10 protein-coding genes are annotated in these 15314 nt (G+C 65.0%); 1 reads left to right on the top strand and 9 read right to left on the bottom strand.

Annotated features, from left to right (window positions below):
- From H5T65_11205 to H5T65_11175, 7 genes are all read right to left on the bottom strand, one after another.
- On the bottom strand, positions 1-1099 hold a 1099-nt coding region (locus tag H5T65_11205; GenBank protein MBC7259801.1), incomplete at its 3' end, for a UDP-glucose/GDP-mannose dehydrogenase family protein.
- 297 nt (positions 1100-1396) lie between these two features.
- Positions 1397-2155 carry a 23S rRNA (guanosine(2251)-2'-O)-methyltransferase RlmB gene (gene rlmB, locus H5T65_11200; GenBank protein ID MBC7259800.1) on the bottom strand — a complete coding sequence of 253 codons (759 nt, stop codon included), beginning with the start codon at positions 2153-2155 and terminating at the stop codon, positions 1397-1399.
- Between the two features lie 210 nt (positions 2156-2365).
- The gene (locus H5T65_11195; protein ID MBC7259799.1) at positions 2366-3832 is read right to left on the bottom strand and encodes a cysteine--tRNA ligase; all 1467 of its coding nucleotides are present in this window, start codon (positions 3830-3832) and stop codon (positions 2366-2368) included.
- A gap of 173 nt (positions 3833-4005) precedes the next feature.
- Positions 4006-5043: a TRAM domain-containing protein gene (locus H5T65_11190; protein MBC7259798.1), complete on the bottom strand. Its 1038-nt coding sequence runs from the start codon at positions 5041-5043 to the stop codon at positions 4006-4008.
- A gap of 430 nt (positions 5044-5473) precedes the next feature.
- The gene (gene radA / locus H5T65_11185) at positions 5474-6841 is read right to left on the bottom strand and encodes a DNA repair protein RadA (GenBank protein MBC7259797.1); all 1368 of its coding nucleotides are present in this window, start codon (positions 6839-6841) and stop codon (positions 5474-5476) included.
- A 41-nt stretch (positions 6842-6882) separates the two neighbouring features.
- Positions 6883-9264 carry an ATP-dependent Clp protease ATP-binding subunit gene (locus H5T65_11180; protein MBC7259796.1) on the bottom strand — a complete coding sequence of 794 codons (2382 nt, stop codon included), beginning with the start codon at positions 9262-9264 and terminating at the stop codon, positions 6883-6885.
- Positions 9265-9514: 250 nt separating this feature from the next.
- Positions 9515-10861, bottom strand: a complete 1347-nt coding sequence (locus H5T65_11175; protein ID MBC7259795.1) for a S1 RNA-binding domain-containing protein — start codon at positions 10859-10861, stop codon at positions 9515-9517.
- Between the two features lie 483 nt (positions 10862-11344).
- On the opposite strand from H5T65_11175, the gene H5T65_11170 reads away from it, so the two are divergent.
- Complete coding sequence (locus tag H5T65_11170; GenBank protein MBC7259794.1) at positions 11345-12496, top strand: DUF3048 domain-containing protein; 1152 nt, start codon at positions 11345-11347, stop codon at positions 12494-12496.
- Positions 12497-12523: 27 nt separating this feature from the next.
- On the opposite strand, the gene H5T65_11165 is transcribed toward H5T65_11170, so the two are convergent.
- Both H5T65_11165 and H5T65_11160 read right to left on the bottom strand, forming a co-directional pair.
- The gene (locus tag H5T65_11165) at positions 12524-13702 is read right to left on the bottom strand and encodes a phosphoglycerate kinase (protein MBC7259793.1); all 1179 of its coding nucleotides are present in this window, start codon (positions 13700-13702) and stop codon (positions 12524-12526) included.
- A gap of 55 nt (positions 13703-13757) precedes the next feature.
- Entirely contained in the window at positions 13758-15047 is a 1290-nt protein-coding gene (locus H5T65_11160) for a YvcK family protein (protein ID MBC7259792.1), read from the bottom strand.
- Positions 15048-15314: the final 267 nt, after the last annotated feature.

The raw sequence follows: 15314 nt of genomic DNA, 5'->3' as shown, positions 1-15314 counted from the left end.
AGAAGATGACGCCGTCCAGCATCTCCTTGGCGTTGTTCATCGCCACAGGGTCGTAGGCGCGAATGGTGGCGCCCTCGTTCTGCAAGAGGTGGATGATCTCCACGGCGGGCGCCTCGCGCATGTCGTCGGTGTTGGGCTTGAACGCGAGGCCGAGCACGCCGATGACTTGCTCGTCCAGCGAGCCGAGGATGTCGCGGAGTTTCTGCACCAGGCGTCGGCGCTGGTCGCGGTTGATCTCCAGGACGGCGCGCAGCAGTTGGGGATGGCAGCCGTGGATGGCGGCCATGTGCGCCAGCGCCTTTACATCCTTGGGGAAGCACGACCCGCCGAAGCCGATGCCCGCGTCTAGGAACGAAGGCCCGATGCGCTTGTCGTAGCCCATGCCCGCGGCCACTTCTTTCACGTCGGCGCCCAGGGCCTCGCAGATGGACGCGATTTCGTTGATGAACGAGATTCGGTTGGCCAGGAACGCGTTGGACGCATACTTGATCATCTCGGCCGTGCGCAGGTCGGTGATGACGATGGGGGCGCGGAGCGACAGGTACAACTGCGCCACCTGCTCGGCGGCTTCGCGGTTCAGCGAACCCAGCACCACGCGGTCGGGGTTCATGAAATCGTAGACGGCCGAACCCTCGCGGAGGAATTCGGGGTTGGACACCACGGCGAAGGGCACGTCGTTCTTCTTGTGCTTGTTCACAATGTCGGCCACCCAGTCGCCCGTGCCGATGGGGACGGTGCTCTTGTTCACGATCACGATGGGGTGATCCATCACTTCGGCGATGGCCTCGGCAGCCTGCCGCACGTAGCGCAAGTCGGCCTCGCCCTCCGCGCCCGACGGCGTGCCCACGGCGATGAAGACGAACTCGGCGTCGCGGATGCCTTCGGCGTAGGATGTGGTGAACCGCAGGCGGCCCGACTGCGCGTTGCGGCGGACGATTTCCTCCAGCCCAGGCTCGTAGATGGGCAGCACGCCCTGGCGCAGGTTCTCCACCTTGCGCTCGTCAATATCCACGATGGTAACCAGATTCCCTAGGTCTGCAAAGCAGGTGCCTGTGGTCAACCCCACATAGCCGGCGCCGATGACGCAAATCTTCTTCAACGAGACTCCACCTTCCCCGCGAGATTTCTTTGCGAGCGGGCCACCCGAGACCCGTCGCACATTATAACGCGACCCGTCGGAGACCCCAAACGCGCGGCATCGCGAATCTCCCGTCGGCACAGTCCGTGCTACCCGATCCGTGGATTCCGGCGGGCGTCCCACGCGCCTCACCCCCGGCCTTCAGCCGAGGGGGTGAGGTCAGCACCCCAACCCCATTCGCGTGATTCGCGGTCGCACTCCTCCGAGACTGCTTCGCCGCGCTCACAATGGCGACCGGCCGCGCACGCGACAACCGCGTCATCCGCCCTGGCGCTGGCGGACGACTTCGTACAGGGCCACCGAACCCGCCACAGCCGCGTTCAGCGAGCCTACCCTGCCCCGCATGGGCAGGCGAATGAGAAAGTCGCAGCGGTCGCGGAGCAGGCGGCTGACACCGCTCCCCTCGCTGCCGACCACCAGCGCCAGCGGGCGGTCCAGGTCGGCCTCGGCGTACACGAGCGCCCCTGGCGCGGCTTCCAGGCCCACGGCCCACAGGTTCGCCCGCTTCATCTCCTCCAGCGTCTGCGCCAGGTTGCTCACGATGTCCACATTCAGATATTCCGTGGCGCCGGCCGATGCGTTCACCACGGCGGGCGTAACCTCCACCGCGCGGCGCTTGGGGATGACGACGCCGTGGACGCCCACGGCCTCGGCGGTTCGCAGAAGGCTACCCAGATTCTGGGGATCCTGAAGACAGTCCAGCACAAGGAACAGCGGCATCTCCTGGCGTTGTAGGCACGCGCGGAGCGCCTCCTGCCAGGGCACGTAGGGGTACGCGCTGACCTCCAGCGCCACGCCTTGATGGTGGCCCGCGTCCTTGCTCACCAGTTTGTCCAGCGCAGCGCGGTCCACGGCCACATGGGGCACGTTGCGGGCGCGCGCTTCCGCGAGGATGTCGCCCACCGCGCCCCCGGCGGCCGCGCTCTGTGCCAGGAGCAGGCGGTAGAACCGCCGCCGGTTTGCCCGCAGGCTTTCCAGCACGGCGTTCCGTCCGTACAGCACCTCAAAGCCGGGCATGGAAGTCCTCTCTCGCCCTGATGGGTCGCCTACGCAGTCCCCAATGCTTCACACCGCGGAGCACGCCGAGAGCGCGGAGAATCCCCGGCCTCCGCGTTCTCCGTGCCTTGTGTGAGCAAAATCTCCCACACAGAGGGCTTTCTCCGCGCCCTTACCCCCTCTGTGTCTCGGTCCCCACGGCGGTGAGAACGGTCCGCCCATCGGCCAGGACTATTCCTCCTCGCCCGCTTCGGGCGGCCGAATGCGCCAGGTCGTGCCGTCGGGCCGGTCCTCCAGGGCCACGCCGAGAGCGCCCAGTCGGTCGCGGATGCGGTCGGCCAGCGCCCACTGTTTGGCCTGGCGCAGTTCGGCGCGGGTCTCCACCAGCAGCCGAAGCAGGTCGTCGGTCAGGCCGGCAGTCTGCGTCTGGTACGTTTCGGGCGTTATGAGGCCCAACACGTCTCCCACGAGTCGGCCGTAGAGCGCGTCCACTTGCTGCCACGACTCGCGGCTGATAGGAGCGCCCTCGTGCATCATCTTGTTGACCTCGCGGTTCAGGTCAAACAGGACGGCCAGCGCGTTGGCCGTGTTGAAGTCGTCGTCCATCGCCTCGCGGAAGCGGGCTTCCGCGTCCGCGACAAGGCTGGCGACGGTCTCCGACACCGGCCCCGACTGGGCCTCGTCCACCTGGGCGCGGACGCGGCGCATGGTCCCGTACAGCCGCTCCACGCCCCGCGCTGCCGCGGCGAGCGCCTCGTCGGTTACGTCCAGCGGGCTTCGGTAGTGGCTGCCCAGGATGAAGAAGCGGATGGTCATCGGCGCGTACTGCTGGAACGCCTGCTCCAGCGTGATGAAGTTGCCCAGCGACTTGTGCATCTCCTCGCCGCGAATCATGAGCATCCCGTTGTGCAGCCAGTACTTGGCGAACGGCTTGCCGGTGGCCGCCTCGCTCTGGGCGATCTCGCACTCGTGATGGGGGAACTTGTTCTCCATCCCGCCGCCGTGGATGTCAAAGGGCTGCCCCAGGTACTTGGTGGACATGGCCGAGCACTCAATGTGCCAGCCGGGGAATCCCATGCCCCACGGGCTGGGCCACTGCATGATATGCTCCGGCTCGGCGCGTTTCCACAGGGCGAAGTCGGCCGGGTCGCGCTTTTCCGGCAGCACTTCCACCCGCGCGCCCTCTATCAGTTCGTCCACCTTGCGGCCGGACAGCTTGCCGTACTCCGGCCACTTGCGGACGGAGAAATACACCGATCCGTTGACCTCGTAGGCGTAGCCTTTCTCTATCAATGTCTTGACGAGTTCAATCTGCTCCGGGATGTGGCAGGTGGCGTGGGGCGTGATGTCGGGGCGGGTTACGTTCAGGGTGTCCATGTCGCGGAAGAAGCGCCGCTCGTAGTACTCCACCAGCACCCAGGGGTTGAGTTTCTCGCGCTTGGCCCCCTTGAGGATGCGATCCTCGCCCGTGTCCAGCAGGTGGCCCACGTCGGTGATGTTCTGCACGTGGAGCACCTTGTACCCCAGGTATCGCAGGTAGCGAACGACCGTGTCAAAGTTGACGTAGGTTTTGCCGTGGCCCAGATGGGCATCGTTGTGCACCGTCGGGCCGCAGACGTAGATTCCCACCCGTCCCTCGTGGATGGGTTCAAAAAGTTCCAGTTGTCGCGACAGTGAATTGAAAACTCGGAGCGCCATGGTTTACCTCCACACCCAATAGTGTTTACAGAAGTCGCAGGGAATTGGGAAGGGCCTCGTCAGCGCCTTCCCCATGTACAGATGCACTTGCACGCGCTCCGTCGCAGTAGGCCATATCGGAACATCGGTTGTCTCCACGGGAATGCTTCGGTTTGTTCCCCGCAGGGCACCCCCTACCGTGCGCCCTCAATCTGGGCGAAGATCATGCGCCCTGCGGCCGTTTGCAGCACCTTCGTAACGACGACGGTGATGGTCTGGCCAATGTGGCGGCGGCCGTTCTCCACCACTACCATGGTGCCGTCGTCCAGGTAGCCCACACCCTGGCCCAGTTCCTTGCCTTCCTGGATGATGCTCACGCTCAGGGTTTCCCCAGGCAGCACCACCGCCCGCACGGCGTTGGCCAGTTCGTTGATGTTGAGTACCGTTACGCCCTGGAGTTCGGCCACGCGGTTCAGGTTGTAGTCGTTGGTGATGATGGGGCTGCGCAGCCGCTTGGCCAGCATCACCAGTTTGTCGTCCACGTCGCGCACGTCCTCAATGTCCAGGTCGGCGACCCGAATGGGGACGACGGACTCCTTTTGCAGTCGGTTGAGCATGTCTAGCCCACGCCGCCCGCGCGCGCGCCGCAGGGGGTCGGGCGAGTCGGCAATGTGCTGAATCTCGTTGAGCACGAATCGGGGCACGATCATCGTGCCGCTGATGAAGCCCGTGTGGCTGATGTCGGCGATGCGGCCATCAATGATAACGCTCGTATCCAGGAGGACGATATTGTCCTCGCGGCTGACCTCTCGGCTCAACCGCCCGCTCAGGAGCGCGAAGAAGTCCCTGTGGCGTACCACGCCGATGAAGGTGCCCAGGTAGCCGAGAATCACGGCGAACACGGCGGGCAGCGCCCGGCCCCACGGCGACGGCAGAAACGAAAGCGGCAATGCGAGCAGCGCCGAGGCGATGAGGCCAACGACCAACCCCGCCATGCCCGATAGCACCTGCTGGGCCGAAGCCGTGCGGATGGAATTGCGAAAGTTGCGAATGGGGCGCAGCACCAGGTAGGGGGTGATGAGCAGCCCCAGGGCGGCCCCCGCCAGCGAGAGCGTGAGCACGTAGCGCACCGATTGTGTGTCCGTCCGCCCTCCGAGCAGGACGCCAACCTCCCAGCCCAGCAACCCCATGACGATCATGCCGATGATACGCACGATAAACTCGCCGGTCATAAATCCTCCCCCATAATTCCGTATTGCGGGTTGGTTCTTAGCACATCGTCAATGCTAGCGAACGCACCTCCTTGCTACAAGTTGCCGTTCTCTCCCCCATGCAAAATACAAAGAGTGCACATCCCGTGCACTCTTCGTGATCCGAACCTGCGATTGACAGCAACGCCTAGACCGACTCTCGGAAGACGATGGACCGATAAGTGCCTGGGATGATAGAGAAACCTTTTGCCGCCCTCGCGGCAGGCGCGAAAATGAACCCGAATATCAAGATAAGAATATCTAGGCAAATGATACCACAACTTGCGCGAAAAGTCAACGCTATCGCGCCAGGGCGACTTCCAGCGCCTCGTCCAGCGTGTAGGGCAGGTTTCCATACCTGCCCTCTGCCGCCGGCGGCTATGGAAAGCCGCCCTACGTGTTTGGGCTGCCGCTATTGCGCCAGGGCGACTTCCAGCGCCTCGTCCAGTGTGCGGGTCTCCAGCACCGCCAGCCCCGACGGGATGTTGCGCGCGCGTGTCCCCGTCTTCGGGATCAGGCAGCGGCGGAAGCCCAGGCGCGCCGCTTCTATCAGCCGCCGCTCGGTCTGGCTCACCGACCGCAACTCGCCCGACAGGCCCACCTCGCCGACGATGGCCATGTCCGCCGCCACCGGCACATCGCGCACGCTGGACGCGATGGCCAGGGCAATGGCCAGGTCTGCGGCCGGCTCGGTGATGCGCATCCCGCCCACCACGTTCACAAAAACGTCCTGGTCGCCCAATCGGATACCGACGCGCTTGGACAGGACGGCCACCAGCAGCAACAGGCGGTTGATGTCCACGCCGTTGGCCGTGCGGCGCGGAAGCCCGAAACTGGTGGTGCTGGCAAGGGCCTGAATCTCCACCAGGAGCGGGCGCGTGCCTTCCATCGTTACCGCGATGGCCGACCCCGACGCCGAAGGCAGCCTCTCGGCCAGGAACGCCTCTGACGGATTGGCCACCTCCGCCAGCCCCTGCTCCTCCATGCTGAAGACGCCCACTTCGTTCGTGGAACCGAACCGATTTTTGACCGCGCGCAGCAGGCGATACGCATGGAACCGGTCGCCTTCCAGGTACAGCACCGTATCCACGATGTGTTCCAGGACGCGCGGCCCCGCAATGACCCCGCTTTTCGTTACATGCCCCACCAGGAAGATGGGGATGATCAGCGATTTCGCCACGCGCTGCAGCGCCGCCGCGCATTCCCGCACCTGGCTCACGCTCCCCGCGGAAGATTCCAAATCTTCGGAGTAGATGGCCTGCACCGAATCCACCACCACGAAGCCGGGCTTCATCTGCTCAATCTGCTCTACGATCTGCTGGAGGCTGGTTTCGGAGAGCACGTAGAGGGAATCGCCGTCCAAGCCCAGGCGCTGGGCGCGCATCTTGATCTGCTGGGGCGACTCCTCGCCCGATACGTAGAGCACCCGCCGCCCCTGCGCGGCCTGGTCGGCGGACATCTGGAGGAGGAGGGTGGACTTTCCGATGCCCGGGTCGCCGCCGATGAGCACCACGGACCCCGGGACGATGCCTCCGCCCAGCACCCGCTGCATCTCGCCCATGGACACGGGAATGCGGTCAAAGCCATCGGAGCGGATTTCGCGCATGGGTTGGGGCTTGGCCCGCAACGGTGGAGCAGCGTGGCCCCCGCTCTGGCGGGCGGGTTCCACCACCGTCTCCACCATTGTGTTCCACTCGCCACAGTCCGGGCACCGCCCCACCCACTTGGGCGACGTGCTCCCGCACTGCTGACACACGTACACCGTCTTGGCTTTCGGCAAAGCAACCCGCTCCCTGAACGCCTGGCGCAGCCTGTGCCCGGCTAGGCCGGGCTGGACGCGGCGATTTCGGTCTCGCGGTCAAGCGCCCGCAGGGTAATCTGGCCGTTCTCTACGTCCACCAGGATGTGGTCGCCCTTCACGAACTGCCCGGCGAGCACGCCCTCGGACAGGGGGTCTTCCACCAATTGCTGGATCACGCGGCGGAGCGGGCGCGCGCCGAATTGCGGTTCGTATCCGCGTTCGGCGAGCAACTCCTTGGCCGCCTGGGTCGCCTCCAGCGACAGCGCGTGCTCCTTCAACCGTTCACACACCTTGCCCAGTTCCAGTTCCACAATCTGCTGAATCTGGGCTCGGTTCAGCGCGCGGAACACGATGACGGCGTCCACGCGGTTCAGGAACTCCGGGCGGAAAGTGCGCCGCAGTTCGTCCAAAACCTTGTCGCGCATCCGCTGGTAGGCTTCCTCTTCGGTCTTCGCCGTCTCACGGCGCGTGGCGAAGCCCAGCGAGGCCTCGCGGTTCAGTAGTTCGGCCCCGACGTTGGAAGTCATGATGATGATGGTGTTGCGGAAGTCCACCTTGTGGCCCTTCGCGTCCGACAGGTGGCCGTCCTCCATAATCTGCAGGAGCATGTTGAACGCTTCGGGGTGGGCCTTCTCCACCTCGTCAAACAGGACGACGCTGTACGGGCGGCGGCGTATGGCCTCGGTCAACTGGCCCGCTTCCTCGTAGCCCACGTAGCCCGGAGGCGCGCCCACGAGTCGCGACACGGTGTGCCGCTCCATGAACTCCGACATGTCCAGTTGCAGGAGGGCCTCCTCGCTCCCGAACATGAATTCCGCCAGCGCCTTGGCCAGTTCCGTCTTGCCGACGCCGGTAGGCCCCAGGAAGATGAACGAGCCGATGGGGCGCTTGGGGTCTTTCAGGCCGGCCCTGGCGCGCCGCACGGCTTTGGCGATGGTAGAGATGGCCTCATCCTGGCCCACGATGCGCCGATGGAGCGCCTCCTCCATATGCAACAGGCGTTCGGACTCCTCGCCGGCGAGCCGCGCCACGGGGATGCCCGTCCACATGGCCACCATCTCGGCGATGTCGTCGGCGGTAACCACCGGGCGCTTGGGTGACTTGGGCCAGCCCAGGTCTAGTTCGCCTGTGTCCGTCGGCTGGAGCGCCTCGTCTATGGGGCGAATGGCTTCCGGCGACTTGTACATGCGCACCCGCGAGGCGGCCTCGTCAATGAGGTCAATGGCCTTGTCGGGCAGGTAGCGGTCGGAAATGTAGCGAGCGCCCAGGCGCGCCGCCGCTTCCAGCGCGGCGTCGTCAATATCCACGTTGTGGTGCTCCTCGTAGCGCGGGCGAATCCCCTTGAGGATGGCGATGGTCTCCTCCACGGTCGGCTCGTCCACGCGCACGGGCTGGAAGCGGCGCTCCAGCGCGGGGTCGCTCTCAATATGCTTGCGGTACTCGTCGCTGGTGGTCGCGCCGATGCACTGGAGTTCGCCCCGGGCCAGGGCGGGCTTGAGGATGTTGGCCGCGTCCACCTGGCTGCCGGCCGCGCCCGCGCCCACCAGCATGTGCAGTTCGTCAATGAACAAGATGCACTTGGAGCCTTTGATTTCGTCAATGACCTTCTTGAGGCGCTCCTCAAACTGGCCGCGGTACATGGTGCCGGCGACCAGGGACCCCACGTCCAGTTGGATCAGCCGCCGATTGAGCAGCGGGCGCGGCGTCTGGCCGGCGACGATGCGCTGCGCCAGGCCCTCCACGATGGCCGTCTTGCCCACGCCCGGCTCGCCGATGAGCGCGGGGTTGTTCTTGGTGCGCCGCGACAGAATCTGAATGACCCGCTCTATCTCTCGCTCGCGGCCGATGACGGGGTCCAGTTTCCCCTCGGCGGCCAGCGCGGTGAGGTCCACGCTCAACTGGTCAATGAGCGGGGTCTCCTTGGCCTTCGGCCTGGGGCCGACGGGGGTGGCCATGGCCGTCTGCTGGGACATCTGGGTCGCCCGCAGCCGCACCCGCTCCAGGTCCAGGCCCATCTTGCGCAGGACGCTGATGGCAACCCCCTGCCCTTCGCGGATGATGCCGAGCAGCAGGTGCTCGGTGCCGGCCTGGGCGCGGCCCATGCGCTGGGCCTCGTCTATGGCCAGTTCAATGACCCGCTGGGTTCGGGGGGTCAGGGTTGGGCTGCCCGGGCCGGTGTAGTCGCCGCGGCCCGCGATCCGCTCCACCAAGGCCCGAATCTCGTCCAAATCCACGCCCATCTGCGCCAAAATCAGAGCCGCGGTCGTCTGCTCGCGAATCAACCCCAGAAGGAGATGCTCCGTCCCCAGGTAGTTATGCTTGAGCCGAAGCGCCTCATCATGCGCCAGTGCCAGCGCCCTGCGTGCCTCTTCGGAAAACAACCGTTCAAATTTGGTAGCCATATTGTCGCCTCATCTTTCCAGAACCCTGGTCAGCCCAAAAACATCAGGGCTGTCCCGCCCTATGGCGAAACAGCCCTGAATGTCTCTGCTTCCGCTGCGCCGGTCCGGTTGAACTAGGGCCATCTCAAACGCATAGGGTAGGACTTCCTCTAGACCGAATTTTCGTGCACCAGAATCAACCTGATCAGCCGCCGTCGCTGACGGGATCCAGAGAATACATCGGGTCTGCGTGCGAGCGCCAGAAAGCGCCCTAACTGGACTCCTCCCCTTCGGGTTCTACAACCTCATCCGTGTCGGCGTCGTCGGCTTCGCTCAGGCAAGCCTCCACCTGCTCATCGGTAACGGCCTCGGCCGAATCCTCGGCAGCCTCGGCCACATCGTCTTCCTCATCCCAATCGTCTTGCAGGCTGGCCGCGTACTCCTCGCGCCAGTCTATGTCCGCATACTGGGGATCGGCGACACGCTTCAGGCTAAGCCCCATCCTCCGCTTTTGGGGGTCAATGCGGATGATGCGCAGCGTGTGCGTCTCCCCTTCCTTCACGATCTCCTTCGGATGGGTAATGCGATCGTCCGAAAGTTCGGAAATGTGTATCAGCCCCTCAATGAAGTCGTCAATGCGGGCGAAAGCGCCGAATGAGGTGAGTTTTGTGATCTCGCCCTCAACCAACTGCCCAACCTTGTAGTGTTGCTCCACCAAATCCCACGGCTCAGGCTCCAGGCGCTTCAGGCTCAACCCGATGCGCTTCTTCGCGCGGTCCACGCTGAGGACGTAAACCTCCACCTCCTGCCCAACCTTGACGACCTCGCTCGGATGAGAGATGCGCCCCCAGGCCATCTCCGAGATGTGAATCAGCCCGTCGGCTCCGCCCAGGTCCACGAAGGCGCCGAAGTCGCAGACGCTGGTAACGGTACCTTTGCGGACCTCGCCCTCTCGGAGCGAATCCAGCAACCGCTCCTTCTGCTCCTCGCGCACCTCCCGCATGGCCGCCCGCTCGGAAAGGATCAGGCGATTACGCTTGCGGTCCAGTTCAATGACCTTCAGCGGCAGGCTCTTGCCGGTGAGGTCTGCCCACACCTGCTCGCTGTCGTCGGCCCTGCGCTGGTGCTCGTTGGCCAACTGGGAAGCCGGTATGAATCCGCGCAGTTTGCCCATGCGCACGATCAGCCCGCCTTTGTTGTAGCCGGCAATCTGGCCCTCAAAGACCGCCTGCTCTTTGAAGAGGCGCTCCGCTGCCCGCCAATCCTTTTCCATCTCCGCGCGAGCGAGGGAGACGACGATGTGGCCTTCCGTTGTTTGGGGTCGGATGACCACGGCCACAACCTTGTCGCCCACCCGCAGGCGCTCGCGGAATTCCGGGTCCAACGACTCCAAGTCTCGTTGAGGCACAATGGCCTCCGACTTGCCGCCGATGTCTACCAACATCTCGGTCTCGGAGATGGCGACGATGATCCCTTCCACGGTCTCGCCACGGGAAAAGGACTTGACTCCGAAATGCTCCTGCTCCAGCAGGTCTTGCATGGAAGGTGGGGTAACGGGCGATGTGCTGAGGTTCACCTCCTGATTCTGCGCATCAACATCCGGCTGCTGATTCTCCATCCGAGCTTCCCCTTACGGTTGAGATTTGCTGCTCTTGAATCTATTATAGCGTAAGTCGTGTGAAAACGCAAACCCTGTAAGTAGGGTGGCTATCTGCACTGAGTAGGGGGGCTTTCTATAGCCGCCGGGTGCAGAGGGGCAGGTATGGAAACCTGCCCTACGCCCGCTGCGCGCCATGCGAGCGAAGCAAAGCGATCCCGCGGGGTCGTAACCGCGAATGAACGCGAATCCACGCGAATAGGGCTACGCTAACGTGCGATGCACCTTTCAGGGTGCATCGCACGTTGCGCGTGGCGCGTTCCGAGATTGGAAAGGGATTGCTCGCCGCTGCACTCCTCGCCATAACGAGCCTCGGCCCCTTCTGAACCGCATCGGCGAAGGGGTGCGGTTGGCGCAAAGCGCGGCGAGTGGTATAATCCGTGCCTGCGCCATCCCACAACCGCAAACTACTTCCGCACAATCCTACCGGAGGGCAGAGATCAAATGAAGCGCTGTCTGCAATGGAGCATCTTGGCGGTGCTCGTGGCCGCCCTGGCGTGGCCGTTGGCGGGCTGCGGCGGCCCCGCGCCCACGCCAACCCCCACGAAGACGCCACGCCCCGCCGCGACGGCCACACCCGCGCCTGCGACGCCCACGCCACCACCTCCCATCCAGGTCGCGACGCCGACGCCCGAACCGACGCCCGCGCTGCCCACGCCGCTGCCCACCGTCGCCGGAAATGTCTGGCCGCTCACCGGCCTGCCCGTCGCGGACCCGGCGCTGCTGGAGCGCCCGCCCATCGCCGTCAAGATATCCAACTCGCCCCAGGTGCGGCCGCAGTCGGGACTCCAGGCGGCGGACATCGTGTTTGAGCACCTGGCCGAGGGCGGCGTTACCCGCTACACCGCCATCTACCACAGCCAAGAGGTGGAGCGCATTGGTTCGGTGCGGAGCGCCCGCCTAATTGACCTGGAAATCCCCGCCATGTTTCAGTGCGGCCTCATCTATTCGGGCGCCAGCCCCGAAGTTACGCGCCTCATCACGGAGTCGGACTTCGCCGACCGCGCGCTGTCGGACTGGTTTGGCGCGCCCGTTTTCTACCGCGTGAAGATCCCGGGCCTCGCCTACGAGCACACGCTGTTTACCGACACCAAGACCATCTGGGACTACGTCAAAACGAAAGGCTGGTTTGGCAAGCGGGACATTCGGGGGATGCGGTTTGACGCCGCCGTGCCCGCGGGGGGCAAGCCCGTCAGTTCGGTCTTCATCCCCTACAGCAAGTACTACTCTGACGTTACATGGACGTGGGATCCCCAGCGGGGCCAGTACCTGCACTCCATCCTCGGCCAACCGCACAAAGACCGCCTGACGGATCAGCAAATCGGGGCGAACAACGTGGTGATCCTGTACGTCAACCATGTGGAGACGCTCATCGTGGAGGATGAACTTGGCTCCCACTCCATTCAGATTCAGTTGTGGGGCGAGGGCCGTGCGACAGTCCTCCGCGACGGCAAAGCCTGGGATGTTACCTGGAAGCGGCCCAATCGCCCCGACCCGCTCACCCTCATCGGCCCCGACGGGCAACTGTTCCCGCTCAAGCCCGGCAACACGTGGTACAACACCGTGCCGCTGGACATGAAGGTAACGATGCAGTAGGGGCGACCGGCCGGTTGCCCCTACAACCTACGATCGGTCTGCCAGCGCCGCCACGCCCGGTAGCGTCTTGCCCTCCAGGAACTCCAGCGAGGCGCCGCCGCCCGTGGACACATGCGACACCTTGTCGGCGACGCCCGCCTGCTCCACCGCCGCGGCCGAGTCGCCCCCGCCGATGATGGTAACGGCGCCGGGCAGTTTGGCCAGCGCGCGCGCAATGGCGAAGGTCCCTTCCGCGAAGCGCGGGAACTCAAAGACCCCCATCGGCCCGTTCCACACCACCGTCTTGGCTCCGCGCAGCGCCTTGGAGTAAGCCTTCACGGTCTCCGGGCCGATGTCCAGGATGCGCCACCCCGCAGGCACCTGCCCCACCGGCACGACCTTAGCCTCGGCGTCGGCGGCGAAGGCGTTGGCCACCACAGCGTCCGTCGGGAGCAGAATCCGGCCCGCGCCCTGCGCCAACAACTCCTTGGCGATGGCGACGCTGTCCTCTTCCACCAGCGACGCCGCCACGTCGTAGCCTTGCGCCTTCAGGAACGTGTTAGCCATCCCGCCCCCGATGAGGAGCCGATCCACCTTGCCCAGGAGGTTCTTGACAACGCCGATCTTGTCGGAAATCTTCGCGCCGCCGAGGATGGCCACAAAGGGCCGACCGGGCGCCTCCAGCGCGCGGCTGAGGTAGTCAATCTCCTTCTCCATGAGGAACCCCGCCACGGCCGGCAGGTAAGCCGCCACCCCTGCCGTGGATGCATGGGCGCGGTGCGCCGTGCCGAACGCGTCGTTGACGTACAGGTCGGCCAGGGCCGCCAACTTCCGGCTGAACTCGGGATCGTTGGCCTCCTCCTCGGCGTGGAAGCGCAGGTTCTCCAGCATGAGCACTTCGCCCGGCTTGAGCGCCGCCACCGCCGCCTCGGCCTCAGGCCCGATGCACTCGCCCACGAAGGCGACCGGCATCCCCAGCAACTCGCCCAGGCGTTTGGCCACGGGCCGAAGGCTGAATTCGGGCGTCGGCTTGCCCTTGGGCCTGCCCAGGTGCGAGGCGAGGATCACCCGCGCCTTGTGGTCCACCAGGTAGCGGATAGTGGGCACGGCCGCCACGATGCGGGTATCATCGCGCACCTCTCCGCCCTCCAGCGGCACGTTGAAATCCACGCGCACCAGCACGCGCTTTCCGTCTACAGGCACATCGCGAATGGTCTGTTTGTTCATCGTCCGTTCTCCCTCGGCAATCCATTTGTGCCACAGTTCACGAAGTAGTATATCCCTACTCTCCCTTCTCGCAAAACTCAATGAGCCAGCGAGCCAGTTTCTCCGAATCATGCCGCCATGGGCATTCCCGGTCCACCAGGTCGGCCTTGTACACGCGATACGGCGCATCCGGAGGATACTCCGGGCGCACCCAGGCGACCCCCGGCACGTTGGGCAGAGATTCCGTCAGGTTGTCGTTGGCGAGCACGTTGGGGAAGACGTCGGGCCCCACGTGGCGCTGCAACGCCGCCATGTGATCCGCCAGGGTGTAGCCCTCGGTCTCGCCGCGCTGGGTGGCCACGTTGCATACGTAGATTTTCTTGGCGCGCGACGCCCGCACCGCCCGGACGATGTCCGGCACCAGCAGATTGGGCAGCACGCTGGTGTACAGGCTGCCGGGGCCGGCAACGATCAGGTCGGCCTCCAGGATGGCCCGCAGCGCCCCCGGGTAGGCGGGGGCGTCGCCCGGCTGGAGAAACACCCGCTCAATGGGTCGGCCGCTCTCCGGAATCTGCGATTCGCCTTCCACGACTGCCGGCAGTTCCTCGTCCTCGTCTTTCAGTTCCGCCACCAGGGTAACGTTTTCCAGCGTGGATGGAAGAATCTGCCCGCGCACCGCCAGGACTTTGCTGGATTCCAGCAGCGCCCGCTCAAAGTTGCCTGTTACGCCCGCCATCGCGACGATGAATAGATTGCCGAAACTGTGCCCGTTCAGGCCCTCGCCCTCGCCGAACCGATACTGGAACAGTTGCGTGGTGAGCGACTCGGCGTCGGCGAGAGCCGTGAGGCAGTTGCGGAAATCGCCGGGTGGCAGCACCCCCAGTTGGCGGCGCAGCCTGCCGGAACTGCCGCCGTCGTCGGCGACGGTAACGATGGCCGTGATGTTCTGCGTGTGTTCCTTCAGCCCGCGCAGCAGGGTGGACAAGCCGGTTCCGCCGCCGATGGCCACGATCTTGGGGCCGCGCTCCCGCTGCCAGTGCCTGTACACCGCCTCGGCGACGTCCTCCTGCCCGGGCCGCAAGAACGCCGCCAGCAGCGAACGGTTGAGTTGGTAGATGGCGACGGCGATGGCCGTAAGCCCCAGCACCCCGAACAGAAGCCCGCGCCACTGCCGCCCGATGAATTGCAGCGTGAGGTAGTAGAACACCGGCGGAAACGTCCACCGCACGTAGACTTCCCGCAGGAGGTACGCCACGCCCAGGCCCACGATGGTTGTGCCCAGCAGCAGCAACAGGAGCCAGCGCTTCACGTGCATGCCGGGCGCCAGCCATCGTAGGGCCGAACGGATTTGACTTCGCGGTTTCACGGGCCACTCCTAGCGATGAGAGTCTCCCACACGCCCAGATTATAGGTCGGGCCACGCCTTTGTCAAAGCGGCCAGCGCATCGGGCGCATCTCGGTCATGGGGCGCGAATGAGCGGGGCCACCTCACCTAAACCCACCCCAGCCCTTTCCGCGCAAAGTTGGTTCTACGGCATCCATGCGTAGCCTGTCTGTTCTACCCCACCCATCCCCACCCCGGCCCTCCCCTAGCCTCGTTGTCCTTCGCCGCGCTGCCGGATGCCCCCAATGC

It is taken from the genome of Chloroflexota bacterium, assembly GCA_014360805.1.
Lineage (GTDB): Bacteria > Chloroflexota > Anaerolineae > DTLA01 > DTLA01 > DTLA01.
Note: the sequence above shows the minus strand (reverse complement) of the source record. Positions and strands in the feature narration are given on the sequence as shown.

Coding starts and splice junctions, on each gene's coding strand:
- rlmB (MBC7259800.1), bottom strand. CDS start 2,155: ATGCCCGGCTTTGAGGTGCTGTACGGACGGAACGCCGTGCTGGAAAGC.
- H5T65_11195 (MBC7259799.1), bottom strand. CDS start 3,832: ATGGCGCTCCGAGTTTTCAATTCACTGTCGCGACAACTGGAACTTTTT.
- H5T65_11190 (MBC7259798.1), bottom strand. CDS start 5,043: ATGACCGGCGAGTTTATCGTGCGTATCATCGGCATGATCGTCATGGGG.
- H5T65_11180 (MBC7259796.1), bottom strand. CDS start 9,264: ATGGCTACCAAATTTGAACGGTTGTTTTCCGAAGAGGCACGCAGGGCG.
- H5T65_11175 (MBC7259795.1), bottom strand. CDS start 10,861: ATGGAGAATCAGCAGCCGGATGTTGATGCGCAGAATCAGGAGGTGAAC.
- H5T65_11170 (MBC7259794.1), top strand. CDS start 11,345: ATGAAGCGCTGTCTGCAATGGAGCATCTTGGCGGTGCTCGTGGCCGCC.
- H5T65_11165 (MBC7259793.1), bottom strand. CDS start 13,702: ATGAACAAACAGACCATTCGCGATGTGCCTGTAGACGGAAAGCGCGTG.